Consider the following 25570-nt stretch of genomic DNA (forward strand, 5'->3'; position numbering starts at 1 on the left):
TCAATTTTCTTCGTTAGTATCAACCATCTCAATACTGATTCTTTGACATAAATCACCAGCTTTTACACCAACAACTCCTGGTTGAATTTCAGTAGATAATTCCTCAATGATTGAATGAAAGCCAGGGTCTTCATCATTAATTTCAATCCCAATTAAACCAGCTTGATTAGATATAACAGTTGTCCAACTTGGCAGAGATTGAGGAATACTTGTTGCATAGAATTTCATGATTCTGCGTCCTGATTAAACTTGACCCCAACGATTTCTTCCACACAACCCATTACTTCACTCAAGTAGTGCAGGACATCGGCTAAGTGAGTCGCTGCTTCTGGGTCAATCTTCTTATCAGCAATTAACAAAAGCCAGTTTTCGTTTTGGGCAATTGCCTGAATCTTGAGGTAGCACAAGTTAAAATCTTGTAGGATTTCTATGGGTGACATTGCTACATTCACTCGCATTTCGTTGTTTTATTTTGATAAAATTTAGCTTGACTCCTAGCCACACAGGTGGGACTTCCTCCCCACCTATTTTTTACGCTGCAACTAAATCTTTCACTCGTGGCACGTATTTCTTTAACCGTTCCCATTCGTCACTCGTCAGCGCATCAAATTCTTTATCGAGTAATTCCTCTTCTGTGGGTGCTTGTTCTGTAGTTGCTGTTAATCTACCTGTCATCGTCATGAAATCATCTAGCCCCACTGCTGCATCAATCGGCTCGGCATATCGAAGAGAATCGACTCCGTTAGACCAGTGGGTAATATGCTGAAATATCACCCCAATCATTGAATCAGCTTTGTAGACTCGATAATTTCTGGGGCAAGCTCCATTGACATACACAAGCTTGTAGCCAGGGCTTTCCATGACCTCTGCGCTGGGGTCGGTTGGAGGCAGGAGAATTTTGTCTGTTGGATCATCCAACTGGGTTTCTTGAAGAGAAAATGTGGTAATCATAGTCTGTGTGCCATGATGATTTAAATTGTCATAAATTTCGTTGTAGAGGCGATTGCATTACTCTTGGGCTGCAATCGCTTTTTCTCACTTCCAGGACTAGGGATTTCTTACACCTGTGCGTTCGGATCTGCTGGAGGGTGCATAATTATTCAGTTGATGGTTATCGAAACCCGAATCTTGAAGTGTGGGGTTATCTGCTGTACTTTGTGCCATGATTGTGTCTGCTTAGAGATTAAACTTATTGGCGATTGCAGTTATCTTGGTGTGCAATCGCCTTTCTCACTTGCAGCAACTTACGCCGCTACTGCCGCTCGGATTCCCAGCAACGCAATCACATCTTTGGCACTGCCAGCAACCCGATTTACCCCGTACTGTCTTGGTCGAGTGTACCAACCTTGTTGATTGCACCCGACGAAGCCAACAAAATGCCCGTCTTGGTAGAGTTTGGTGCTGAATGAGAGCCAGTCGATCTCTCCGTGATACAGACCAAAAACAGTACAGGCTTTTTCTAGTTCATCGCTTAATCGTTCGTTCTTTTCTAATGGGGTTTCCGGTAGAGTCGCCTTGACCTCTGCAACTCTTGTAGCGAACCAGTTTCTATCGAAGGGTAGTCGTCCCCCACCGACTAACTGTACCCATACGGTAATCCCGGCTTCTATCCAGATCGTCCGAACGGATTCGGGTTCGACTTCGATAATCTCACCAATGATACGGCGATCTCTGCTGGTGAGGGGGTCTTTGGTTGACGCTACAGCTTCGGCTTGGGATTCGAGGTGGGTGTACAGTTCTGCTTGGGCTTGGGCTTGCTCGTCTCTGCAAGGGGCATCAGCAAATGTGATTAGTGTGTTGAGATTGAAGCTTGGAGGTGCTTGCTCTGTATAGGTTGAATGCGTCATAATTATATTCCTGACTCATGCTTTGGGTTAGGTTTTCACAAAGGGCGATCGCTTCGTTGTCCAGACTGCGGCGGTCGTCTTTTGTTTAGGCTTATAAATATAGTATAGTGTTTGTTATCCCATTTGTCAATACGCTGGGATAACAAAATATAAATACCTGGGAGTACACTTGTTAATACAAGGGTTTCGCTGATAGCGTTGATCAAGAAAAGAGGAAAGTACTATGACTGAATCAAGGCTAAATATCAGGATTTCACCAGAAAAGAAGGATGCTTTTTACCAAAAGGTCAAGGAAGAAGGTAAGAATGCTACCGATGTCCTGCTTGATTTAATTGAGCAATACCTGGGTAACAAAGCTGAGTCTGGCGATATTGTGGAGCTAAAGCACAGAGTCGCAAAATTAGAAGAGTTAGTATTGGGGGAAACTGCCGCCTGAGAGAAGAGAACGAATCTCTCAGGCAATTACTAGAAAAACTAAAAGAAATGCTCAAGGAAAAACCCGCCAATCAATAGGCGGGTTTACTGCTTTAAAGGTGTTGCATCTTTTGTGATGATACTGTGCTACCATTTGGGATAACAAGCATATTCTGTAAAAGTGTCACATCCCACATGGAAGTGGCGCATCTGTACCACCTGTGAGAACAGTTGGCTACAGGCAGTAAACAGGGGGTATAGCTAGTTCCTCTACACCTCAAAATATGCTTTGTGCCTTTCAAAATTTGGAGAAAACTAAACCCCTTGAGTTAGTGCCTCAAAAACATTGCTCTTTGGTCAGTCTCACAAATTGCACAGTTCATGATCAATAAAACAATATCAAATCGCCCTGTACCATCCACAGTGGCTAATTTCGTTCGCCCATATAAGCAGTTTTTTACGGGTGTATGCAGCACATATAGGTAAAACCATGCTGACACTAAACCGTTCCGAGACAACATCAGCACTCGATTACAGCAACCTCAACACCAGCATCCAGGAAACCTTCACCGCCATTGATAGGTTCGAGTGGCAGGCGGTAGATGAAATTCTACAGATGAGGGAACAGCAGCTTTACCTGCAAGCTGGATATAAAAACTTTGAAGAATACTGCCAGCGTGAATTATACGCCTGGGGTGGATACCGACGAATCAACCAACTGCTAGGAGCCAAAAAGGTCATAGACGCAGTTGGCGAGTTGGGCGGACACATCAAGAATGAGCGTCAAGCCCGTCCACTGCTGCGGCTAATCAAGGAACCAGAGAAACTAAAACAAGCTGTAGCGATCGCTCTCAAAGACAATCCTTCCCCTAGTGAATCAGACTTTGCATCTGCCGCCCAAAAAGTGGTTCCTCAACTTCCACGCAAAAAGCAATCTACTCAGGAACCAATGGTTCCCAAAATTCAGGAACCACTGGTTCCTCAAAAAGCCAAAGTCATAGTTTCACAACAATCACACCCAAGGTATGGAGATGAGGGAACCATTGAGGCAGACGCACCAAATCACTGGCAACAGATTGTCACTTTTGCTGATGGCGAGAGGTTGTTGATCAACAATGCTGATTTAGATGCTCCCAGCGTTCCATTCCCCAGAGAGCGCACTTACCCCGCAGAATATTCTGAGGCGATCGCTGCTATTGAAGAACGCCATAAACAGGAACTAGAGCGACTTTGCCAAGAATTGAGAATTGGTTTGCAAGCAGAAGCGGGGGCTAAAGCTGAAGCCCAAGTACAAGAGCAAATCCAATCTCTACAACAACTGTACAAGCAGCAGAGAGAACAAAATATCCAGTTGCAGCAGCGATTGGATGAGATGGAGGGGTTACGGAAACTGGAAATTGAAAACCAACAACTCCTTTCTCGCATTCAGGAATTAGAAAACGCCGTACAACAGCGCCCTTCTCAAGAATGGGGGAATACCATGACCCAACAAGCGGCCAAAGCGTTGAACAAGCAGGTGAAACAGGCGTTAGAAAAAACTATTGATCTGCGATCGCTAGCAGCAGAACCCCCCAAGGAGAACGCCCAAGAATGTCTGCGGCTCATGGGTATGGCATTGAAAAATCTCGGCAGCGCGATGAACAACACGCAGGCGCTTGAAGCTGCGGCGATAATCTTGGGGAGTGAGCCAACACAATCTGCGATCGCATATCGAGCCGAGCAACTGGAAATGTTGCCCCAAGCGGTTAGTGATATTCGTCAGGTACTTGCAAAACCTGGGTGTAACTGGGAGGAGTTTTGGAATGTTGCCCAAGAGTACGAAGTGATTAAATCAGACTATTGGGCGGAATTGACCAGTGAGGAAATAGAACTAATCAAATCTCTTGAAATTGCTTCTCATCCTCCAATTATCGGAAAGGGTTCTATTGTTGCTCACGCTGACCCCTACCGCACTTTGTATGTAGAGAGAGGTGAAGTAGTAGAGGATTTAGGCGAAGAAGTGGTGGTTGCATGGGATTGCTGGAAGGAGCAATCAAAGAAGACTGATAGGTATTTCCGAGAGGAATTGCGATTCTGGCAGCCTGAATAGGCTTCCAGTGTATTGGTGACTTTTTAGACAACCAAATACAAGTACCAAGCCCTGCATCACAGTGGGGGATATTTCTGTGCGCCAACATAAACAGGAGATTGAAACATGAGTGCAACTATTACCAGACCCAAGCTCAAAAAGTCTGCTGCCACTAAACCACAGTCACCGTATAAAAGGCTTCATGTGATTATTCCCATAGAGGATATGTTATGGGCTTCACAACAAAAGCCTTCAGTTACGCAATTGTGGCAGGAGTGTTGGACGGCTGACCCTTACGGTTCTCGGTGGATGCCGCTAACAAGTGCTTTGGGGTACAGGAGATATCACCAAGAAATGAGTACAGAGAAGTAAGTATCATGCAATACTCATTATATAAAAAATAGTTATCATGTTTTACAGCACTTCAAAATATGAAATGATCAAAGGAGTGTGTCGTATATTGGCTGAAAAACTTGACTGTTTTATCTCTAGGAAAAGCTAAGAGGAGTGAGTCTACAGAAGAACCAATTTTAACAGACTTAGAAACCCTAGATGAAGTGATTGAATGTTTAGTAGAAAATTTCTCGATTGAAACTCAAGGAGTATGTGAGCAGCAAACTTTATTCGAGATTCTCATAAAAGCAGCCAGTAGTGGAGATAGTATTGAGAACACAGCTAAACTATTAAAGAATGTTCCTACAGCTAACGATATTAGATATCATCTCAAAAAAATCAATAATTTTGAAGAGCTAGAGGCGCAAATAAATCAATCACTGAAAAGTCGAATTCCTTTGGGTTTAAAAAAAGGATGTTTAAAAATAGCGATTGATTTAAATTTAATTTGTTATTATGGTAAGCCAACACTCTTAGAATTACCATACATATATAAAAGTGAAGCTAAATCTGGTACTCATTCATTTTATGCCTATGCAACTTTATATGTCATTAACAAAAATAAGCGTGTAACACTAGCAGTCAGAGGTGTTCGCCGACTAGATACTAGTGTAGCAATAATTACTTATTTATTGGCAGAACTTGAATCCCTTAAAATAAATGTAAAAAAACTCTATTTAGATAGGGGATTTTTTAATACTCCTGTAATTAGATGGTTGCAAGCATTAGATATTCCATTTATGATGCCTGCTATCAAAACCGGAAAGAAGGGAGGAATTAAACAGTTTTTGAAGGGAAGAAAAAGCTATAAAACTACCCATACTATTACAAGAGACAAAGATGATTCAGTCACTTTTGACTTATGGATTGTCTGTAAATATAGAAAAGGAAAACGTAAAAAATATGGGGTGCAATACTTTGTTTATGTTACTTATAAAATCAAAACGAATTTAGACTATATATATCAAGATTATCGAAAAAGATTTGGCATCGAAAGTAGTTATCGGCTTAAAAATATTTGTCGAATTAGAACAAATAATAAAAATCCAGCATTGAGATTGCTATTCGTTGGTATATCCTTTCTTTTAGTTAATATTTGGGTTAACCTCCTCTGGCTTAGAATAAGTCGCAAAAGGAAAGGTAGCCGATTAATTTATCGTACACTTTTTACACTTAAACAGATGTTGGCCTTTTTATCGCAAGCCCTACAACGCAAATATCAAGTAGTTGAAAGTATTTATATTCCAACAGGTTAGCACTGAAAATTTATCGACCAACTAATCATAAGTAATCATAATCTATACTATGTCTGCTGGTTAGAGGATTCTGTATTTACTAGTATTATAAGCTATCAGTATTTTAGTGATCGCCCTTTTGGAAAAACTTTTTGGTTTACTGATAAAGTAAAATGTACGTCCTGAACGACTACCAATCACTATTTCAACTGCTAACGTATTCCAGCACTCGTTCCCATTCCCAACGCCATACCGTCTCTACCAGCATTTCTTTACCATTGGTGAATTGGATGAATTCTTGCCCATTCTCGTACAACACATCAGCAATGAGGTGATTGCGTACATCATACCCCTACCGAGAAACTGCGCCATTCTACCATCTTTGCCTCGGTGATTCCAAATCAATTGTTTTTTTCACTGCTCTTAGCAAGTTATCTGGCTATAAACCGAAAACACGTATATCTCTGGCGATACACTGTTTTATCAGGTATGGTATATTGATACATTAAGAATACTGTGGGTATGATAGGACACATTGATCTGACGCTAGAGAAAAATGTTGTTTGGTGTTTTGACCTAAAAGATTATCCTTGGCTGCGAGAAACATTCGCAGATTTTCCCCAAAGAGAGGGAATTACTAAAGCCATAATCTCTAACCATCAAAGATGTGAAGAACAAATCGTGGGTTATGTGGAACTAGAAAATGATGCCCCACCTACTAAAAAAGGTAGAAATAAGTTCACAAGACGTATTTTTGTATTACGTAAGGGTGATTATGAGGCTTACAAAGATCATTATAGTTTTCCTACAGAGTCCATAAATCCTTTGACAGTAAAGCCTAAACAGAAAGGGTTACAACCTTCTAAAACTCAATCACTTAGGAATGAGGATCAAATTTAGATCCATAACTTTTTTCTGGGGGTATAGCACTGAAATGCTTCTAGAGTGCTGGAATAATGACCCTGCTTTGCAGATTGTGATTAAGAAGTTACTGGCGAAGTTTCCGCAGTGGGGAATTGCGATTGTGGATGGGGTGCTGATGAAGTGGAATGAATAGCGATCGCAAAACTTTGGCCACCTGAATTTGAATAACTTAACCGCTTCATGATGCAAGCAGTTTGTGGGTGCATAAAGTGTTACTATTTTGTTTTCTGTGATAAAAACGAGGTATTTTTATTATGGTTGCAGTTTCAAGCCTTAAAGCGACTAAACAAGGATCTGTTCTACGTATAACTGGTAATAGTGGAGCATTAGTAGAAGATGTATCTAAATATTTAAAAGTTTTAGATCATGCTTATAATAGTGCTTATGTTTTTGATAGTATCGTTAAACAGGCTGAAGAATTAAATAATCGATATGATAGGAAATTACCAATACCTTTGAGAAATTTATTATGGTTAAATTGGTGGAACCCTAGTGAAGAAAAAATAGCCAGTCTCGTACCTTTAGAATGTAGATTAAAACTTCAAAAAGTTAATATTAATTCGCCTGGATTTTGGGAGTTTTTAGGAGCTTTAAACCCGTTGCTCTTTGTTAGAGAATATTTGAAAGACAATCATGAAAGGAAAAAGGATAGAAAATATAGAGAAGAAGATGAAGAAGAGATAGGTAATTTACAAGTTGAACTTAAAAGAATTGAAGTTATTAAACAGAAATCAGAACTTTTAAAAGATTTAGGTGCTAGTGCTGAAGATATAGCTATTTTAAGACATGAATTACTAGGCAAAACATTTACAAAATTAGGTAATTTTCAGGACACAAACTTGATTATAAATGCGGAAATTGTTGATTCTGATGAAAGCTATTCTTTGTCTTTAGGCTCTAAAATTCCTTCTGGCGCTCGTCCATATAATAGACGAGATAGAATAAGCTCCTCAACTCCGTCTAGCTGGGGGGACGATTTAGAGAAGGGTAGTACAGACAAGGAATTAGATGATCTGTTCTAGGTGTGTTCCAGAATCAAACTGAGGAGCAGGTAGAACAGGAAAATTCAGCTTCGCTGAAGGTGATAGCTAAACCTGTATGCTACTCTCCTAACGGAGTTTAGAACTTGCTGTGGGTTAAGTCTGCGATCGTTTCTGGGGTTAAGAAAGATAGTGAATTAGCTCAACTGTGCAGTATCAGCAATCCTAATCGCATTTACTACTTGCGTCAGGAGGTAGTAAATACAAACAGTAATGCTTTAGCTAAAGCAGTGATTATGGTGCTGGATTTAGAGATGTGTATCAAGAAAGGTGTTGATAGCGCAACGTCTTCAAGTAATCGAGCGTCAGGTAAAAATTTACTGCCAACAATTCTCAGTATTAGTATAATCTTTTAGTATTGAGTATAATTTATGTTATGAAACGCTTCCGTCAAATTGGATGAAAGCGTATTAGCAAATTTCAAAGAATAAACTAGTAGTCTGCCAACCCAAAAATGCTAAGTGAGGACTGGGGAAAGGGGAAAGGGAAAAGGGTAAGGGATTTAAACCCTTTCCCCCTTCCCCCTTCCCCTTTACCCCGCCAAGTTCACTTGGCGAACTACTAGATACGAAAGGTAATCCCTCATGTCTGACGATTCCCATCCTAATTCTGCTGTCAACGCTGCTGCTACAACCAACATTCACCACGCTAATTTACAGGATTTACCTTTAAGTGCGGCGCGTAGATTATATAAAGGTGGGATTCGACCTGGTGAACCGACAAGAACCAGGGTACAAGCCCAAGAAATGTTAGAGAAGATTCCCCCATCTCAACGCGCAGGTGTTGACGGCAAATCTGCGGCTAGTAATGCCGAACAATATCTATCTGATAAACACGCTAGTCATATCAAACCCCACAGCAAAGGAGGGTCTAATAACCCCAACAATATCAAATGGGAGAATGCCAAAGACAACATCACTCGTGGTGATAAGACCATGAGTTGGCAGGAACAAATGAGACTGAATGCCAAATTGCAGTTTGACAATCTCGCAGGTGCTGTTAAAGCAGGTTTTCAAGCTGCACCTTTGGGGGCTGCTGTTGGTGCAGTGACAGCCGCACCTTTTTCGCTTCTAACTAATGCACTGCGTGTAGTCAGAGGCGAAATTTCTGCACAAGAAGCGACTACAGCAACATTAAAAGATACCGTCATGGGTGGTGCAGTTGGGGGTGCAACGGCATTTGCAACTACAGCAGTAGTAGCAGCTTGTCCACCAATTGCGATCGCATTAACTACAGTAGCACCTGCATTAGCTGTTGTTGGTGCTGCGGGTATGGTTTACGAGTTTTTCAAAATCCTTGATGACCATAAACAGGATGTAAGAGTATATTTCGAGTCTTTAACTCAGCAAGAACTAGCGAATTTGCAAGCAATTGAAGATGAACTGATTTATGAACATCAGAAAAATCTAGAATTTTTGTCCGAAGCAGAAGCCATTAATCAAGAAATTACAAATCGTCCAATTGCACCGGGGATAGAAGGGGCTATGCAACGGTTACGTGAATCAGTGGCTATTGCTCAATCTTTAGGACTCACATCAGCAGATAGTAAGTTGTTGCCTAATTCTCAACTTCCTTGCCTTCCTCCTCATTCCTAGATAATTAGTCAAAAATTATATGATTTTTATAATTCCTCTTCTGTTCGGTGCTTTAGGGGCGGCGGTTGGTGCTGTTGCAGGTGCTTTTACTACTCATGCTGCCGGCGAAAAGGACAGACAAGCAGCCAAGCATCACAGACAAGTTGCAAATGAATTAACGGACAAATACACCAATTTAGAGAAGAAATATTATGAATTTGCTGATGAAAGCAAAAGGCAGATTAACGATTTAACTCGTCAACACGCATTAGATGAAGTAGAAAAAGACTGTTTGCGTTTGGCAGTGCGATTGCAACAAAATCTCATTACCTTAATGTGGGAGATTGATAGAGAATCAACAGCAGATGCTTTGAATAGATTTCAAACAGCAGTGGAACAAACTAACCAAGTTCTCTACCAATTAAAAGAGGAGTTAATTATTGTTCCTGATGACTACTATACACGTCTTTTAAAAGCAATAGAAGCAACTAAACAAATCAACGCTGTAAAACCCAACGATGTTGAAAATAAAACTATTCTCAGTGTTCTCAGTGTTGATTTAGGCATAATCAGCACAAAGACTTGTGTGAGCCGCGAACCTAATAATGTGGTGTTTATTCCTGCCAATGTGAAGCAAATCTCATTTGAACAAATTCGTGGGGGTCTTTTTGAACCTAAAGCTACTGACCCCTTAATGGATTTGTGGATGGAACATCAAGGTAGTGGTTATGCTGTTGGTCAATTAGCAGCTGACTTTGGTGCAAATCTCTGTGTTGGACAATCTAAGCTTGAATCTGCATTGATCAAAGTTTTAGCAAGTGCTGCCTATTTTAAACTTAAAGATGAAATATCCGTAGTGATAGGTTTACCTTTCTTCTCCTTAAAAGAATTTGAGCTAGATAAAGCACAGTTAATTAGTATGATTGCTAGTCCCCATTTAATAACCTTTCGTGGTGAATCCGTATATTTGAATATTACTAAGGTATGCGTAATGCCAGAAGGTTATGGTAGTTTGCTCTGGACTGAAGCTCAACCAAAGAAAGCAAGAGGCAGTCCTGATTTTACAAAAATTCCCGTGGCTATTTTTGATATTGGTCATCAAAACATTAATATGGTCATAGTAGATAACTTCCGGTTTGTTAAAGATGCTTCTAAGAGTGAATACTTTGGTATGAACCAGTTATATGAACTGGTGGCTGCGGGAATAGACGGTGCTGATAGTCAATCATTAGGACTGATTTCTGCTGTAAACAAACCCAGAGGTGAGCGTTTTTATCTTCCTAAAGGCGCAAGCAAACCCACTAACTTAGACGATTTTCTCCCCAATTTCACAGAGATGTTTTCTAGGGAAATTTGTCGTCGCGTACTAGCTTTGTTGCCAGAGCGAGTGACAGATGTAATTATTACAGGTGGGGGTGGTGAATTCTTCTGGGACGATGTTCAACGTCTGCTCAAGGAAGCTAGAATTAATTCCTATTTAGCTGCACCGTCTCGTCAAGCTAATGCTTTAGGGCAGTATATTTACGGAGAGGCGAAATTGTCTGCTGCTATTCGCGCTGCTGGGTAACAAAAGTGATGTTCCAACAGTCAAGATTGACGAACTTTGGTTTATTTACAGCAAAGGTCTTTTTGGCTTTAATGGTACATGAGAACGAAAAATTTTGGGGGAGATGGGCGTTAACCTTTCTTCATCTCGGCGTTGCAATAAACAATAAACCCTTAACTGTTATATCCAACAGTTAAGGGCGTAACTACTTATTTAGACTTAGGTAAACCTCCTCTCAGTGTCAGGTCAACTCCTATCTTTATAGTCGTTGACCGTGAGTCAGAGTTGCTTGTATCGATTACGTCGATATAGAAACTAAAACCAGTAATCGAAGCTAGTAAAACAGCAATAGCTAGAGGTTTACGCAAGCGTTTGATTGGGGGCATTTTTCCATTGTCATTGGTTGCGTACAATGTGGCTCTAAATCCACTGGTGTACAGTCCCCTTCAAGTCAAGAATATCACAAAAGATTGTAGGGTAGATCAATATCTAAAATTTCTCTTTATTTTATTTGTATAAAATTCTGCTTTTAAAGTAGATAAAAAATTGAAAAAAAGCTGATTGTGACATCAATAGTATGTGAAATTTCGGTTAAAATGGTTGAAATAGGTAATTATAACGAACTATTTATGCTAAAAATCTATACTCTTTTTAGAAATGTTGATGAGTCAATACTAAAACTAAACAAATATATCAAAGGATACCAATTTGTTAAATTTGATTTACTTGAGGTTAAAGATAGATTTTCCAACCTTTTTAATATGCCTAACAGTTTTACTTCTGAAGAGTATTTTGTTAATTATACTGGGCAAGAGTTAGATAGATATTTTTGCGATGCAATTAACTGGAGTAAATTATCTGATTCCGGTTTTTTTAATCGATACTATATGATATTTCTCGAAACTATTGATTATGATGTTAAAGTGAAAATTGATGGGAAAGAATATTTTGCAGGTGATACGAATTCTGTTTTATACGTTACTCACGAATACGTTAAGCATTTAACTCAATGCTTGCGACTTACATTTCCTGGTTATACAGTAGCCACTGTAACTTTTTTAATAAACCTTTCAAGTAAAGAAATTCCTATCAGATTTTATGGGAGCGGTAGTCGTCATGAAGAAAAAACTTTATGTATTAATGAATCAAAATTTGAACAGTTCAATAATTTAATTCAAAATAAATTACCTATAAGTAATGATTTATTGCTTACCCTTGAATATTTCAATGCTTCTTATACAGTCGAATATGATATGGTGAGATTTATTATTCTTATAACTGCTCTAGAGAGTATTTTCAGCATTAGTCATGACCAAATAACCCATACTGTAGCTCGACATTCAAGCCTATTACTATCTAATACAAAAGAAGAATTTCAAAATAATTATTCAAAAATAAAAAAGCTTTATAATCAAAGAAGTAATTTTATTCATGGTACTAAGGATAAAATCGTTCTTCTAGAAGAAGATATTGACTTTACAGAAGAATTAGTAAGGAAAGCAATTATTTTTTGGATAAATTTAGGTCAGAATAAACAACAACTATTCAATTATTTTAATAGATTGGGATATTCTGCATAAAATTTACGCATTATTATTTTTAACCACCTGCAATACTAATCGCTCAAACCTGGAACCAAAAAATTTTTAAGCCAGGATAGCATTGAGCCGAAATTGCTGCCCATAAACTCGACACTAACCTCACCTACAAATCTTTGCAAAAAGCAGGTGCGGCGTTGACTGCCCAAGGATTGTTTCAGTTCGAGGAAGTGTTTGGCCGCTTGCCTTCCGGCAGACCAGGACTGATTAGCTACCGTGTCCGTAACTTGCACGGTTATTACAATCGCTTTTATTGGGAATCGTCCACGTCTGCGGAAACCAGTTCTTGTGATGAGAAAGCTGTCCACGCCGGGGAGGAAATAAACCAGCCCGGACGGAATGAAAACCACCCCAAAGTGGAACAAATCCAGCCTGATTTGGAATCATTCCAAAAGAATGGTCAAAAAAGTCAGGAATTGCAAGGGTTCCAAAATCCTAACAACGTTTCTAACTACCCGTTAACTACCTACCAACAACCAACTAAGGTTGTTGGTATGGTAGTTGGTTCTGACGCGCTTGCTCGAAATCCGCGTGAGGAAACGGCTCATGCGCCCTTGAGGGGCGCGTCGCCTTCACATATCGAAAGCGCGTCAGAACTTGAAGAATTGCCTGTGGCAATGGACTGTACGACGCTGGCGCTTGTGGATAATGCACCGAGTAATCCCGCTTCGTTGTTGGCTGAAAACCAACTCTCTGGTGTTGAAGCGATATACCCTCACGAAGATACTTATTCCGCCGCGCCCGTCGCTAAAAATGAATTTTCTCTAAATTCTGCGATCGCAGATCAACCACAGGGGCAAGTAGAACAAAGTAATTCCGCTTCGTTGCTGACTGAAGACCAGGACTGTGGTGTTGAGGCGAGGGACTGTCATGAAGGTGCTTGTTCCGCCGCGCCCGTGTCATTAAGTCAAAGTGAGATATTTGAATGGTTGGATAGAGCAAACCTTGGAGAATGCCCCCCATTGTGGGTAATTCAATATTTGCTAGACAGCAAGTATTACGCCAGCATGAGGGCAAGCATCAACAAGTTTGAGAAGCAGTGGAATATATCTGTAGTCAATTATCAGGTGCAAAAATCTAGTGAGATGTTGTTTACTGCCGTTCGCGGAGCGTCTCGTAGAGAAGACATCGCCATCAGATCCAAAGCTAGACTATTGCGAATGGAGAAACTGAAAATGGCTTCTCTGGTTGGGGAAAATCCTGGTTTTGACTTCCTCCAACAATGCTGTCATGATGATCCGGCTTTGAAGATTGTGATCAAAAAGCTTTTAGCGAAGTTTCCGCAGTGGGGGATTGCGATTGTGGATGGGGTGCTGATGAAGTGGAATGATTAGCGATCTCTCTCAACTACTGGCATATTGCAATACTCGTTCCCATTCCCAGCGCCATACCGTCTCTACCAACATTTTAAGTATTTTTGGGTCAATGCGATAAAACTGAAATCAACGCTTTCATGAATTAATCTTTATAATTCACAGGCTCTACCCAAATTGGATGCCTTGGCAAGCGATTGCCACATGAGGGGCAAGGAAGCACAGGATATCTTTCAGCAGCTCTCATAAGAGTGAAATGATCTTGATTTATCCCATCTCCAAAATAGGGATCAATAACCATAGGATTAGCTGTTTTTCCTCGCCAATTGCAAAAACTACAGGTTAAAGTTTCCAAGTGGACTCTTTGAAAGTTTGATTCTATATCAAGAAAAATATATGGCATCCATTTCTTTCCAGATGATATTTTTCCAAGCCCCAAGTGAATTTCAGGGTACTTCTGAGCAAATTCAAGTGCTGACCAAATAGAATCTAAAATAGCCAGTGGTCTATCATCAATAATTGGATTTAATTTTAAAGTTTCCCAGTCCATTTGACTAGGAAATAAGATTTCTTGACCGTCAATACAAGTATGTTTTATACTAGGTTTCTTTGAGTTCATGATCTTCTAAGTGAGCTTAAAGAATTTGGCGGATATGAGTTCCAGTTTCCCACAGTCCAACACCAGTACCAATCGCATCATAAGTAGTTGCAATCCAGTTAGAGCGACCCATGCTAAAAGTCAGCTTCTCAGGCGTGGCAGCATTGGGTATGATCACAACCCCAATTCCAGCCACTTGTCCCATATTCTTTCATGACTTCGGTGAAAGAAGAGTTTAGATTCTCGTTAATAAGGTGATTTTTTCTGTTTTCGCCATTAAAAATTTTGATACGTTGACTTTAAAAATACAAGAAGATCGCTACGGTTTGGTTCTGTCCATGATTCGAGAAGCTTTTTGACAATCTCTTTTGTATCGCTAGTATCTGCTTCTAACAAGCCAGCAATACCTAAAAAAGAAATCGAAACTGTACCAATTGTTCTGGTATTCCTGTTTTTAGAATCATATATTTCTCTTACAACTGTGTCGATAAGTTCCTTATTGTCCCCGGAACGTCGCGCAAGCATGAACAACGCACGTCCCCTCTCCAACAACAAACCATGTTCGAGGATTTCTAATAAATTTGTAGTGGAGAGTTGAGAAAATTCATCATTTGGTAAAAGGCTTTTTTCTTTCATTTTCCTAATATTTCCTTCCGTCTCTGTCTCATCAATCCAACAATTTCTCTTCCCACCTCAAAATCTCGTTGACTCTTGGCAAAGTGAATCTCTTCCATATATATCCATACCGCACTTTGTATGTTGAAAGCACCGCACTGGCGGCGTTTTCCGCCCGTTATGGATGAAAGAAACAATAAGCATGGACGCATGGGCGAAATACCAGATACATTTATAAGTATCCTGACAGTTAAAACCGTACCCACAATAGTGTATTAAAAAAAGCCTGATTGAAAGCATGGTTCTGGGTTGAATGGTTATGGCATTGGTGAAGGAAAATTTTCCTATCCCGTTTCAGAGATTATCTACATATAACCAACCCAGGTCAGGACATATTGGAATGATCAAACTGGGGTGCCAAGATGAAATTGCCAATAAACCAAGATCAAAATCCATTTAGTGTTCAAGAACAAAGGCTAGAGTCATCTAATGCTTCACATTTAGCGCAAATAAATGAGAATGCGGCAGGAATTGACTTGGGTAGTGCAGAACATTGGGTGTGTGTTCCGCCTCTGAGAGACGAGAAAAATGTGCGGCGATTTGGATGTTTTACCCCAGATTTGATGGCAATGGCTGATTGGTTGAGTCAATGTGGCGTAACATCTGTAGCAATGGAGGCAACAGGAGTATATTGGATTCCGGTGTTCCAAGTTTTGGAAACCAGAGGGTTTGAGGTCAAACTGGTAAATGCTCATCATTTGAAAACAGTGCCAGGACGTAAAACAGATGTCAAAGACTGTCAATGGTTACAACAGTTACACACCTACGGGCTATTGTCTGGCTCTTTCCGCCCAGAGGACCAAATTTGTATCTTACGTAGTTATATTCGCCAAAGAGAATGCCTGATTAAAAGTGCTGGAACTCATTTGCAAAGAATGCAAAAAGCACTGATTCAAATGAATTTACATTTACATCAAGTGATTAGCGATATTAGTGGTTTAACTGGAATGACAATTATTAAGGCAATTGTCGCTGGTGAACGAGACCCACAAAAGTTAGCTGCCCTCAAAGACCCTAGAATTAAAAGTAGTACCACAGACATTGCTAAAGCCTTAACTGGAGACTATCGTCTGGAACATTTATTTGTCCTCAATCAAGAATTAACCCTTTATGAGGTTTATCAACAACAGATAGCTGCCATAGATAAAGAAATTGAAAAATGTTTAAATACCTTTGAAACTAAAGTACAGGATGAACCACCGACCAGCAAGCGAAAACGCAGAAAAAAGCCTGTAGGCAATAATCCCAATTTTGATTTACGTAAATATCTTTATCACATTTCAGGCTTAGATTTTACCCTGATTGATGGTCTTGATGTTTTGACTGTGCAAACCATTCTCTCAGAAGTTGGATTAGACCCCAAACGATTCCCTACTGTTAAGCACTTTACCTCATGGTTGGGTTTATGCCCTGGTCAAAAAATCACTGGTGGTAAAGTCAAAAGTTCTCAGACTCGTCGAGTTGTTAATCGCGCCGCTTCGGCTTTTCGGATGGCTGCTTTTTCTCTAACTCAAAGCCGTTCTGCTTTAGGTGCTTTTTACAGGCGCTTACGATCGCGCTTGGGTGCCCCAAAAGCCATCACCGCCACTGCCCACAAATTGGCTCGCTTGTTTTACCAAATGTGGGCAACTGCTGGACAATATACCGATCCTGGTATGGACTACTATGAGCAAAAATATCAGGAACTGATTCTCAAAAATCTCAGGAACAAAGCTCATACTCTTGGTCTTGAAATTGTCCCAATTTCTCCAGAGCAGCAAAATACTCTATCCTCTCCTACCCTTGCTACATAAGCTTTACGCAAAGTGTTTCTTCAGAGGAGCGAAGTAGTAGACTGTAGATCGCTGGCGCTTGTGGAAGCTGTACAGGGGGAATCTGCTTCGTTGTTGGCTGAAAACCAGAATTGTGGTGTTGAGGCGGCAGTCTCTCATGAAGGTACTTGTTCCGCCGCGCCCGTTGCTCAAAATGAATTTTCTGGCAAGGAAGCGATCGCTAATCAAACACAGGGGCAGTTAGAACAGGGTAATCCCACTTCGTTGTTAGTTGAAAATTCAGTTTCGGGTGTAGAAGTCAAAGCAGATCATGAAGGTACTTGTTCCGCCGCGCCTGTGCCCAATGCTGAAAAATGGTCGCATGAGGCGATTGTTGCAAGGTCAAATATGCGACCAGAACGTATGCAGAAACTCAAACTTGCGGCGAATTCGGGGGAGAATCCGGGGTTTGATTTCTTGCTCTCGTGTCGGGATGACCCTGCCAAAGCAGATTGTGATCAAGAAATTGCTGGCGAAGTTTCCGCAGTCTGGTATTGCATGTGTGGATGGGGTGCTGGTGAAGTGGAATGAGTAGCGATGGCGTATCTGCCATGACCATGAATGATACAAATAATTTCTCCTCTGCACCCTAGCCCCTCTGCGGTTAGATAAATTAAGTCTTTTATGATTTTTACGTAATAACCGCAAAATAGCTTGTATAACAAAAAGAAGACTTGACTAAAACAATACAATCTTTTGTATGCAAAAATCTTATTCCCAGGTTTTTATTGTAACCTTATCACTTTTAACTTTGTTAGATACTGTTAGTTTTATATTTTTATCGCCGACATTAGCCCAAACCACCACTTGTCAACAACAGCAGCAACAAGATACCCAAATTCAAATTAATATACTTGTGTCGGATTTGGAACAAGATATTCCTGCTGGTAAAAATGAACAAGCAATTTCGCGTATTAACCAAGCTATACAAATTGCTCTAAAAGCCCAAAATTCAACAGTAACAAGAACTTTTCTCACTCAGCTATTCGATAGTTACTTACCCCAAGAGTCACTCTTAGGAAGATTAGCTCAACAAATTGAGCCTAGCCAAAAACCACAGCTACGCCAATTATTGACATCGTTAACAAGCTTAACCCAGAGTTTGAATAGTAGTTATAGTGTTGCAAAAACTCAAAGTTTAACTAGAATAGCTAATTATTTTCGGATAATTGGCGAACAACAGCAAGCTTTATCATTGTTGACACAAGCATTAACCACTAGTCAGTCTATTAAAGGTGCAGAATTTCAAACTAAAGCTTTAACTCCTATTGCTCAAGAATATTTAGCACTTAAACAAACAGTGCAAGCAGAACAAATTTTGGCGCAGTCGCTTCAGTTTGCCCAACAAATTCAACCTCAAGAACCAATCCGTCGAGTTTTGGTATTAGAAACTATTGCTGTTACTTACGCTCAATTAGGTAAAACTGAACGTGCTCTACAACTAGTTACTTCAATATCTGATCCTTACTATCGTTCTAGAATTAGATTTGAAGTTGTTAAGCAATTAACTCAGACAAACCAACTAGAAGCAGCCCAAAAATTAGCACAAAATATAGAAACACCAGAGTTTAAAGGTAGAAGCTTCGTAGAAATTGCTCTCGCCGATGGTAATAAAGGTCAACAGCAGCTAGCTGACCAAAATTTTGCCGCAGCCCTGCAAGCAACTGGTAATGATAGTAATGCAGTTTACCTTCAAGCACCGCTAATTCAGACATATGCTAAAGGTGGACAGAAAGATGCAGCTTATAAAGTAGCACAAAGATTACAAAATGTAGAACAAAAAGCCCTAACTTTGGGAATTATTGCAAACGAATATAGTAAAGCAGGACAGTTACAAAAAGTTGAGCAAATTATTACTGAACTTACTCCTTTAATTCAAACACCAGAGGCTATAGATAATGTCGGTTTTTTGCAAAATATTTTGGCAAATTCGTTGGCTGAAAAACAATACAAACTTGCTTTTGACTTAGTAAGTAAGACAAAACGAAATGATTTCATGGGTAGAGAAGATTGGCTGTCACGAATTACCGATGCAGCAATTAAAGCCAGAAATATTGAATTACCCTTGCAGATTGCTCAAAAAATGGATAAAGCCGATATTGACCAGCGCAATCGCTTATTGCAAAAAGTCGCTGAAGGTTATGCCCAAAACAAACAACTAGAACGCGCTTTGTCTATAGTTCAGCAGATTAACAACTCTGGTAATTCAGTTTATAAAGTACAAACACTAGCTCTAGTTGCAACTGCATTTGGTAAAACTGCACAAACAGATAAACTGTTAAATCAAGCAACTGCTGAGGCAAGGAAATTAGCACCACAACAACGTGCTTTTGCTTTGGTGAGTGTTGCACAGGCATTTCTTAAAATTGGTAATCAACCGCAAGCCAAGAAATTGTTAGCCGAAGCAATACAGGCAGTTCAAACAGAGAAAGACTCTTCAGTGCGTGATAATCTTTTACAAAGAATGTCAGAGCCTTTTATTGCAGCTAAACAATATAATGCTGCTTTGCAAATTATACAAGCTATACCTACAACAACACGAGATTATAGGCTGCCAGAGTTAGCTAAATTAGTTATCGAAAATGGTAGTGATGCTAGTGAGATTGTTAATATACTGTCTCAAAATACCAAAAACCCTGAAAATAAAACTAGAGGGTTAATAAGTATAGGGGAAACATATCTTCGCACTCAAAAAATCCAGTCAGCAAAACAAGTTTCAGACTTAGCTTTTGCCGCAGCTAAAACTATCTCTAACCCAGAATCACGGGTTTTAAATTTTGGCAACCCACCAGATATTACAGTAGTAGATGATGATGGTGATAGAGCCAGTTCTTTAGAAAAAATTGCTTTATTAAAAGCAAAAATTAGTGATTATAATCAAGCTTTAGTTGTGGCTCAAGTTATTCAAGATAAAAAGCTTCGGGAACAACTAGTGCAGCAACTTCTTTGTTATAGAAAATAGTTACACATAAATACGGTTCATTTAAGATACCTCGCCTGCGGCGACCACTTAAAAAGGGGATCAAGTCACCGTCAGCCTTTTTTGTCGCTTTAGAACAATGGGCTGAATATGAGACTAAGGAAAGACTCCAACAAGCGTTTGAGCAAGCTCAACAATTGTCTCCTATTGTTGCAGCTTTGAGGTGGTTGCCAGTTTTATCCACAATGGATGCAATCCATCGGAACCAATATATGGAAGCAGTTCCAAATTTGTTAAGGGAGTTTCTAAGCATGATCTCAGTTTGATCAGGAGTAAGTAAGCTATTGTGAATCTACTTCCCATCTTCTGCTCGTAGCTTGGCATCGATGAGGCGACGTGTTTCTCTCTCATCCAGGTCAATATTCCCTGCTTGTTGCGGTAAGCGAAGCCATGCCGTAGGCTTATCGCCTATCATAGAAAGAGATCGCGCTAATCAAGCGAGTTATACCTGCTAAAGCGATTGCTGCTTGACGGTGCTTGTCTACTCTTGTGCAGAAGGTGTAAATCAAGATTCCCTTGTATTGATACCGCGAAGTGAGCAATTACTTTCTGAGAACGGGGACGCATAATCTGCGACTCGCTCCCACCCCCACTTATAAGCAGTGTCAACTAGAATTTCTTTCCCATTTCGGAACTTAATAAATTCCTGTCCGTGGTCGTCAAATATGTCTGCAACCAGTTGATTACGCTCGTCGTAACCCCACTTATCCACTGCTGCCCTCCACCAGCGCTTTCCTCTTGAGAGCAACTGTTCAAGTTCCAAATACTCCGGTTTCCAGTACTTGGTTCGCCATTTATTTGCGAGTGCCTCGATTAGTATCGCAGTCGGGTAGATCGGCTTCAGGTTTTCTTCGAGCCAGAGTATGTAAACGATTGCGCTCCTGAAAGCATCTTCTAAACAATAGCTTGATGCTTCTAAACTGTCTTGGAGTTGCTCGTCATTAAAATTTACGCCGAGCGATCGCAGGGCTGGAGCATACATATCAAATAATTCTTGTTCTACTGAATCGGCAGACCAAAACCACATAAGAAAAAGAAAACTCCTGCTGGGTGGCTAAATAAAATTTAGCATTTAGTGTGGGAAGTCTTGATGTGTGGACAAGTAGCGATCGCCAATGCGATCTATCACGCTACAGGTAAACGGATTCGCTGCTCATTACATTAGACAAGCTACTGTAATAAGGGTGCTTCCAAGACGACTTGTAGTTTTGATAGAAAAAATGAGTAAAGTAAAGGCACAGCCAATGACTAATTCAATTAACCAACAAATCTTACTCAAAAGCCGTCCGCTTGGAGAACCGAAAGAGAGCGATTTTGCCATTGTCGAAACACCAATTCCAGAACCAGGGGAAGGTGAAGTCCTCAATCGGACGATCTATCTGTCCCTTGACCCTTATATGCGCGGTCGTATGAGTGATCGCGAGTCTTATGCTGCTCCAGTAGAACTGGGGTCTGTGATGGTCGGTGGCACAGTTAGCCAAGTGATGAAATCTAAGCATCCCCAATTCTCAACCGGAGATTTTGTACTTGGTTATGACGGCTGGCAAGCCTATGGCATATCGAAGGGCGAAACTTTGCGTAAGCTTGACCCCAATCAAGCTCGCATTTCCTATGCGTTGGGTGTAACAGGAATGCCCGGAATGACGGCATACTTTGCTCTGCTTGATGTTGGGCAACTCAAAACTGGCGAAACGGTTGTTGTCTCTGCCGCCTCTGGTGCAGTCGGTTCTGTAGTGGGTCAAATTGCCAAAATCAAAGGCTCTCACGTGGTAGGAGTCGCTGGGAGTGATGCAAAATGCAATTATGTGACGAAAGAATTAGGGTTTGATGCCTGTATTAACCGTAAAACTCAAGAACTGAGTTCAGCCCTAAAAGCTGCTTGTCCGAACGGGGTCGATGTTTACTTTGACAATACAGCTGGCCCGATTTTAGAAGCGGTGTTGCAGCACATTAATCAAGGAGCAAGAATCCCATTGGTTGGTTTAATCTCACAGTATAATGCTGAAAATTCTCCTCCTGGCCCTAATTTAATGCCGCTGTTGGTTAAACGGGCGTTAATCAAAGGATTTCTTGTGGGTGATTACCAACATCGGCAGGCAGAGTTTGTCAAAGATGTTTCTGGGTGGTTGCAAGAAGGTAAGCTCAAGTACAAGGAAGATGTTGTACAGAAACTGGAAAACGCCCCGCACGCCTTCATCGGCTTACTACAAGGGAAAAACTTCGGCAAGCTGATTGTTCAAGTCAGTGACGATCCGACACGATAAGCATACTTTTTGAATGAATTCTTGCCTTTAGGCAATAAAAAAAACATATCAGAACCAGCCGATGGAAGCACATTGCAGCCTCCAAGTGAGGCTGCGGCATTCTATTGTTCAATAGCAATTCTTCTTGACTTTGCAGATAATAGTTTTAGAGCTAATTATTTAAGAGGTTGATTGTGGTCTTTGCTCAAACCAGTCCCCCAGATGTAATAACAACTCGCCTCACGTTAGACGAGTATCGGGCTATGGAAGAAACCAACCCCGAACGCCATGAATACCGTAACGGAGAGATTATTACTATGTCGGGAGGGTCGGAATCTCACAGTGCGATCGCCAGCAACTTCTTAATAACTCTAGGCTTTTTACTGAGAGACACGGATTTTCGTTTGTATAATAGCGACTTGCGAGTTTGGATTCCTGAATATCAGTGTGGTACTTATGCTGATTTGATGGTTGTTAATGGCGAACCAGAGTTTAATGGCAATCGCAAGAAATTCTCAATCCAATGCTTATTGTCGAAGTTTTATTGCCCTCTACTGAATGAAGCTTATGATCGAGGGGACAAGTTCAGAAAATATTGCTCGATTGCCAGCTTTTGCGAATATCTGCTTGTAAGTCAAACTGAACCCTACATTGAGCAATATCACAACGCGGGATCGTAACAGTAACGATCGCTGGCTATGGCAAGTTCACTCTCACCTTGAGCGGACGATTATGCTGCAATACGGTTCAGTTAAGGCTCAAAAGCTTATGAGTTACGTTAAATTTCGGAGCTTCGACTCGTTGCCCAGTACCTCTGTGTTTTAGTTTTTTAGAACGAAACTTTGATACAGGTTTTTTTACAACCCTGGGATTAGTACGGTGAACGCGCTCGGGTAACAACGTATCTAGAATTTCTACAATTAACCAATCGAAAAAAAGGGTAACTCTTCTTGCTGTAAGTGTTGAAATTTAGGAATAGCACGACGAATTACCCGTAAAGTTCCTGTAAAACTCAAACGTAATGGCGCAACCCCAGCAGCCGTTGCAGCTTGAAACATTAACACTCTGACTGACCAATGTCCTAACAGCCAACCATAAATTTCTTGCACTACTTCGCGTGGTTTTTGAGAACGAACATGGGTTTTTCGCCCCAAAAGATGGATTTTCAATTCATCAATCGTATTTTCAACTTCCCAACGCTGATGGTATTCTCTAGCTAGCAATTCGGCCGGAAATTGCTGAATGTCTAACAGGCTAGTAATCAAGCGATATATCACTTTTTCTTCTGGGTAATCAGGATGTTCAATTGTGTATTCTATCACTCGTACTATTATTGGCTGACAACCCTTTTTTCGTAGCTTTCCAGATGGGTAAATCGATGACAGATAAGAACCATCTGGCAACGATTTTTCTGTAATGAATTTAACATTGGCAGGAATTCTCCCTAAATAGTCACACCCCTGAGACACTGTTGCGTGTACCATTGCATACGAATGCAATCCCCTATCCCACATCAACAACATCCCTGATGTAACAGAGCGTAATAATTTTAATGCCCGCACTCGTTCTCCGATGCGGTATGGACACATTAAAGCATCAAATATTATGTGCGTTCCTGCTTCTACCAATATGACTAATCTGACTTTAGGAAAAGCTGCTTGTGTGCCTGGACGGCTACCGGGGCGACCAAAAACTCTCGCATTTTCATCGCTATCTGGAAGGTCAAAACAAGTACCATCAATCACCACAATTCGCAGTCCATTTAGAAATGCTCCTATCGTCTCACCAGTCGCCATTGGTCGTACTAACTGGTGAAATAATTGGCTCATTACCCCTGCCCCTAATCGTTGCCGAGCTTGAGTAATTGCTGATTTACAAGGTACTCGCCAATATTTCCCAACTTTTACCCATCCCACAGAAAGACCATCGACTAAGTTTTTGAGTACATCTCGCATCGAATCTCTTGACCACAAGCTCATTGCTATCACCAGTCCAACTACCAAATGTGCTGGCAAAGAACGATTTCTTTGTTCATTGGACTTGTTGGTCGCGATCGCTTGTTCAATAGCAGTTGCAGGTATAGCTGTCTCTATCGCTTTTAGCAGTTCACTGCTTTGTATTATTGGAGACAACAGCGCGAAGTCTTTGAGATACACTACAGTTTATTTCTAGCTTTGATTACAATCCTTAATTTACACAACTTTGAGCCTTAACTGAACCGTATTGGATTATGCTGCACAGTTTAAACGTAGAAATTCCCCTGACTGAAATTTATCGTCGCATTAATTTTTAAGGCTGCTTAACTCTCTTGGATGTGATTAGTGAGACTCGTTACCAAAAGAAGCACTTCCAAGGAAGCTAGAAAAAGCAACTAACATCCAACCGAAACAAATATGTTTTTGGGTTTGCCAATCGTATCTCTCTTTTATTATCGGGATTGTGTTAGCTTCAACAATTTCTAATCCCCAGTAGCCTAATGCACTGATGCCAAACAACATAGCGCTGACGATGGACAATTTAGCGATAACCTTGAAAATGTAATTGCTTAAAGTGGGTAGTACCTGAAAGGATTGTCTGTGACGGTGGTGGATAGTGAGTTCACTTGGAGCTACAACCGAAACACGTCTTGGTCTTTGTTGAGTGAGTTGAGAGACAACTTGTTTATTATCAGTCATGGATCGAACCAAAGCTTGTTGGTTGTAGCTAGATTAGTTTCAGTAATTATATTGTAAACTTTCGTCAGGATGATGTGGTTAAATTTACATAAAATTTCCCCATTCAGAAAAGATATTCTAGTGGTTAAGCGATGTCATACGAAAAAACCCAGAGGACAAACAAGCAATTAAGCTGAAAGTCAGTTAGAAATATCCCCCAGTGCATACTGCACTAAGGGATATACTTAATTAATCCGCATCGCTATGGTAAATTGGCTCCACATAATCCAGTACAGATTCATCGGCAATAATCTCTGTCCTTGTGCTAAGTGACGTAATTTGAGTGTCCATTTCTGGGATATCAATTCCTAACCGTTCGCATATTTCTCTTATTTTTAGGTATTGAGGATGTATTTGCTCATCAATATAAGAATGATGTCCATACCCCTCTGATTCCCAAGAACTAACAATGATTTTCGCCATATTCACTCATTATTTTAATTTTCAACGATAAAAAACTACCACAAAACGTATCGGCTCAATAAGTCGGGGTAACGAATAAAAGTAAGAAGAGTTGCTAGCATCCGATTTCATGAGAGCTAACTATATTGTTCTAACGCAGGCATTCTATTTGAATGCAAACGCTTTACTATAAAG

At 40.4% G+C, this 25570-nt stretch carries 30 protein-coding genes; 17 read left to right on the top strand and 13 right to left on the bottom strand.

Annotation, left to right across the window (positions count from 1 at the left end; all coding sequences use genetic code 11):
- The 4 genes from H6G96_RS34120 to H6G96_RS34135 form a co-directional block, all read right to left on the bottom strand.
- Nucleotides 1–228: a hypothetical protein gene (locus H6G96_RS34120; protein WP_190917977.1), complete on the bottom strand. Its 228-nt coding sequence runs from the start codon at nucleotides 226–228 to the stop codon at nucleotides 1–3.
- Nucleotides 225–458, bottom strand: coding sequence for a hypothetical protein (locus H6G96_RS34125; protein WP_242063508.1), 234 nt, complete (start codon nucleotides 456–458; stop codon nucleotides 225–227). The genes H6G96_RS34120 and H6G96_RS34125 overlap by 4 nt, the downstream gene beginning before the upstream one ends.
- Nucleotides 459–531: 73 nt before the next feature.
- Nucleotides 532–951 (bottom strand): hypothetical protein, encoded by a 420-nt coding sequence (locus tag H6G96_RS34130; protein WP_190917980.1) that lies wholly within the window; start codon nucleotides 949–951, stop codon nucleotides 532–534.
- Between the two features lie 293 nt (nucleotides 952–1244).
- Entirely contained in the window at nucleotides 1245–1847 is a 603-nt protein-coding gene (locus H6G96_RS34135) for a hypothetical protein (protein ID WP_190917982.1), read from the bottom strand.
- A 223-nt stretch (nucleotides 1848–2070) separates the two neighbouring features.
- Between H6G96_RS34135 and H6G96_RS34140 the strand changes: the two genes are divergently transcribed.
- The 10 genes from H6G96_RS34140 (at nucleotide 2071) to H6G96_RS34180 (ending at nucleotide 11062) form a co-directional block, all read left to right on the top strand.
- Nucleotides 2071–2283, top strand: coding sequence for a hypothetical protein (locus H6G96_RS34140; RefSeq protein WP_100903988.1), 213 nt, complete (start codon nucleotides 2071–2073; stop codon nucleotides 2281–2283).
- 468 nt (nucleotides 2284–2751) lie between these two features.
- Nucleotides 2752–4350 carry a hypothetical protein gene (locus H6G96_RS34145; RefSeq protein WP_190917984.1) on the top strand — a complete coding sequence of 533 codons (1599 nt, stop codon included), beginning with the start codon at nucleotides 2752–2754 and terminating at the stop codon, nucleotides 4348–4350.
- 105 nt (nucleotides 4351–4455) lie between these two features.
- Nucleotides 4456–4701 (top strand): hypothetical protein, encoded by a 246-nt coding sequence (locus H6G96_RS34150; RefSeq protein WP_242063509.1) that lies wholly within the window; start codon nucleotides 4456–4458, stop codon nucleotides 4699–4701.
- Between the two features lie 101 nt (nucleotides 4702–4802).
- Nucleotides 4803–5978: an ISH3 family transposase gene (locus H6G96_RS34155; RefSeq protein WP_190917986.1), complete on the top strand. Its 1176-nt coding sequence runs from the start codon at nucleotides 4803–4805 to the stop codon at nucleotides 5976–5978.
- Between the two features lie 501 nt (nucleotides 5979–6479).
- Nucleotides 6480–6857, top strand: coding sequence for a DUF6009 family protein (locus H6G96_RS34160; protein ID WP_190917988.1), 378 nt, complete (start codon nucleotides 6480–6482; stop codon nucleotides 6855–6857).
- A 34-nt stretch (nucleotides 6858–6891) separates the two neighbouring features.
- Nucleotides 6892–7014 (top strand): hypothetical protein, encoded by a 123-nt coding sequence (locus H6G96_RS42610; protein WP_277933026.1) that lies wholly within the window; start codon nucleotides 6892–6894, stop codon nucleotides 7012–7014.
- Between the two features lie 121 nt (nucleotides 7015–7135).
- Complete coding sequence (locus H6G96_RS34165) at nucleotides 7136–7903, top strand: hypothetical protein (RefSeq protein ID WP_190917990.1); 768 nt, start codon at nucleotides 7136–7138, stop codon at nucleotides 7901–7903.
- Between the two features lie 104 nt (nucleotides 7904–8007).
- On the top strand, nucleotides 8008–8277 hold the full coding sequence (locus H6G96_RS34170; RefSeq protein ID WP_190917992.1) for a hypothetical protein: 270 nt from the start codon (nucleotides 8008–8010) through the stop codon (nucleotides 8275–8277).
- 228 nt (nucleotides 8278–8505) lie between these two features.
- A complete protein-coding gene (locus tag H6G96_RS34175; RefSeq protein WP_190917994.1) occupies nucleotides 8506–9516 on the top strand; it encodes a hypothetical protein in 1011 nt (336 codons plus the stop codon).
- A 475-nt stretch (nucleotides 9517–9991) separates the two neighbouring features.
- Complete coding sequence (locus H6G96_RS34180) at nucleotides 9992–11062, top strand: ParM/StbA family protein (protein ID WP_347242311.1); 1071 nt, start codon at nucleotides 9992–9994, stop codon at nucleotides 11060–11062.
- Between the two features lie 188 nt (nucleotides 11063–11250).
- On the opposite strand, the gene H6G96_RS40960 is transcribed toward H6G96_RS34180, so the two are convergent.
- On the bottom strand, nucleotides 11251–11427 hold the full coding sequence (locus H6G96_RS40960) for a hypothetical protein (RefSeq protein ID WP_206757687.1): 177 nt from the start codon (nucleotides 11425–11427) through the stop codon (nucleotides 11251–11253).
- Between the two features lie 177 nt (nucleotides 11428–11604).
- On the opposite strand from H6G96_RS40960, the gene H6G96_RS42615 reads away from it, so the two are divergent.
- Together H6G96_RS42615 and H6G96_RS34190 are read left to right on the top strand one after the other, a co-directional pair.
- Nucleotides 11605–12621 (top strand): HEPN domain-containing protein, encoded by a 1017-nt coding sequence (locus H6G96_RS42615; RefSeq protein WP_190917998.1) that lies wholly within the window; start codon nucleotides 11605–11607, stop codon nucleotides 12619–12621.
- A gap of 134 nt (nucleotides 12622–12755) precedes the next feature.
- The gene (locus tag H6G96_RS34190) at nucleotides 12756–13973 is read left to right on the top strand and encodes a hypothetical protein (RefSeq protein WP_190918026.1); all 1218 of its coding nucleotides are present in this window, start codon (nucleotides 12756–12758) and stop codon (nucleotides 13971–13973) included.
- Between the two features lie 124 nt (nucleotides 13974–14097).
- On the opposite strand, the gene H6G96_RS34195 is transcribed toward H6G96_RS34190, so the two are convergent.
- From H6G96_RS34195 to H6G96_RS34205, 3 genes are all read right to left on the bottom strand, one after another.
- Complete coding sequence (locus tag H6G96_RS34195; protein WP_190918000.1) at nucleotides 14098–14571, bottom strand: hypothetical protein; 474 nt, start codon at nucleotides 14569–14571, stop codon at nucleotides 14098–14100.
- Nucleotides 14572–14587: 16 nt separating this feature from the next.
- Complete coding sequence (locus H6G96_RS34200; RefSeq protein WP_190918002.1) at nucleotides 14588–14755, bottom strand: hypothetical protein; 168 nt, start codon at nucleotides 14753–14755, stop codon at nucleotides 14588–14590.
- A 71-nt stretch (nucleotides 14756–14826) separates the two neighbouring features.
- On the bottom strand, nucleotides 14827–15186 hold the full coding sequence (locus H6G96_RS34205; RefSeq protein WP_190918004.1) for a hypothetical protein: 360 nt from the start codon (nucleotides 15184–15186) through the stop codon (nucleotides 14827–14829).
- Between the two features lie 401 nt (nucleotides 15187–15587).
- Here H6G96_RS34205 and H6G96_RS34215 point away from each other — a divergent pair, with 401 nt between their 5' ends.
- From H6G96_RS34215 to H6G96_RS34225, 3 genes are all read left to right on the top strand, one after another.
- The gene (locus H6G96_RS34215; protein ID WP_242063510.1) at nucleotides 15588–17018 is read left to right on the top strand and encodes an IS110 family transposase; all 1431 of its coding nucleotides are present in this window, start codon (nucleotides 15588–15590) and stop codon (nucleotides 17016–17018) included.
- A 12-nt stretch (nucleotides 17019–17030) separates the two neighbouring features.
- Nucleotides 17031–17567, top strand: a complete 537-nt coding sequence (locus H6G96_RS41815) for a hypothetical protein (protein WP_242063511.1) — start codon at nucleotides 17031–17033, stop codon at nucleotides 17565–17567.
- Nucleotides 17568–17736: 169 nt separating this feature from the next.
- Nucleotides 17737–19998: a hypothetical protein gene (locus H6G96_RS34225; RefSeq protein WP_190918007.1), complete on the top strand. Its 2262-nt coding sequence runs from the start codon at nucleotides 17737–17739 to the stop codon at nucleotides 19996–19998.
- Nucleotides 19999–20308: 310 nt separating this feature from the next.
- On the opposite strand, the gene H6G96_RS42620 is transcribed toward H6G96_RS34225, so the two are convergent.
- Nucleotides 20309–20431 carry a hypothetical protein gene (locus H6G96_RS42620; RefSeq protein WP_277933027.1) on the bottom strand — a complete coding sequence of 41 codons (123 nt, stop codon included), beginning with the start codon at nucleotides 20429–20431 and terminating at the stop codon, nucleotides 20309–20311.
- Between the two features lie 90 nt (nucleotides 20432–20521).
- Complete coding sequence (locus tag H6G96_RS34230) at nucleotides 20522–21043, bottom strand: hypothetical protein (RefSeq protein ID WP_190918009.1); 522 nt, start codon at nucleotides 21041–21043, stop codon at nucleotides 20522–20524.
- 217 nt (nucleotides 21044–21260) lie between these two features.
- On the opposite strand from H6G96_RS34230, the gene H6G96_RS34235 reads away from it, so the two are divergent.
- Together H6G96_RS34235 and H6G96_RS34240 are read left to right on the top strand one after the other, a co-directional pair.
- On the top strand, nucleotides 21261–22280 hold the full coding sequence (locus H6G96_RS34235; RefSeq protein ID WP_190918011.1) for an NADP-dependent oxidoreductase: 1020 nt from the start codon (nucleotides 21261–21263) through the stop codon (nucleotides 22278–22280).
- 173 nt (nucleotides 22281–22453) lie between these two features.
- A complete protein-coding gene (locus H6G96_RS34240; protein WP_347242310.1) occupies nucleotides 22454–22939 on the top strand; it encodes a Uma2 family endonuclease in 486 nt (161 codons plus the stop codon).
- Between the two features lie 240 nt (nucleotides 22940–23179).
- Here the strand turns inward: H6G96_RS34240 and H6G96_RS34245 are convergent, their stop codons facing one another.
- From H6G96_RS34245 to H6G96_RS34255, 3 genes are all read right to left on the bottom strand, one after another.
- Nucleotides 23180–24325, bottom strand: a complete 1146-nt coding sequence (locus H6G96_RS34245) for an IS4 family transposase (RefSeq protein WP_347242312.1) — start codon at nucleotides 24323–24325, stop codon at nucleotides 23180–23182.
- 252 nt (nucleotides 24326–24577) lie between these two features.
- Nucleotides 24578–24934 (bottom strand): hypothetical protein, encoded by a 357-nt coding sequence (locus H6G96_RS34250; RefSeq protein WP_190918013.1) that lies wholly within the window; start codon nucleotides 24932–24934, stop codon nucleotides 24578–24580.
- Between the two features lie 228 nt (nucleotides 24935–25162).
- Nucleotides 25163–25396 (bottom strand): hypothetical protein, encoded by a 234-nt coding sequence (locus H6G96_RS34255; protein WP_190918016.1) that lies wholly within the window; start codon nucleotides 25394–25396, stop codon nucleotides 25163–25165.
- Nucleotides 25397–25570 lie beyond the last annotated feature (174 nt).

This window comes from Nostoc sp. FACHB-892 (assembly GCF_014698795.1).
Taxonomy (GTDB): domain Bacteria; phylum Cyanobacteriota; class Cyanobacteriia; order Cyanobacteriales; family Nostocaceae; genus Nostoc.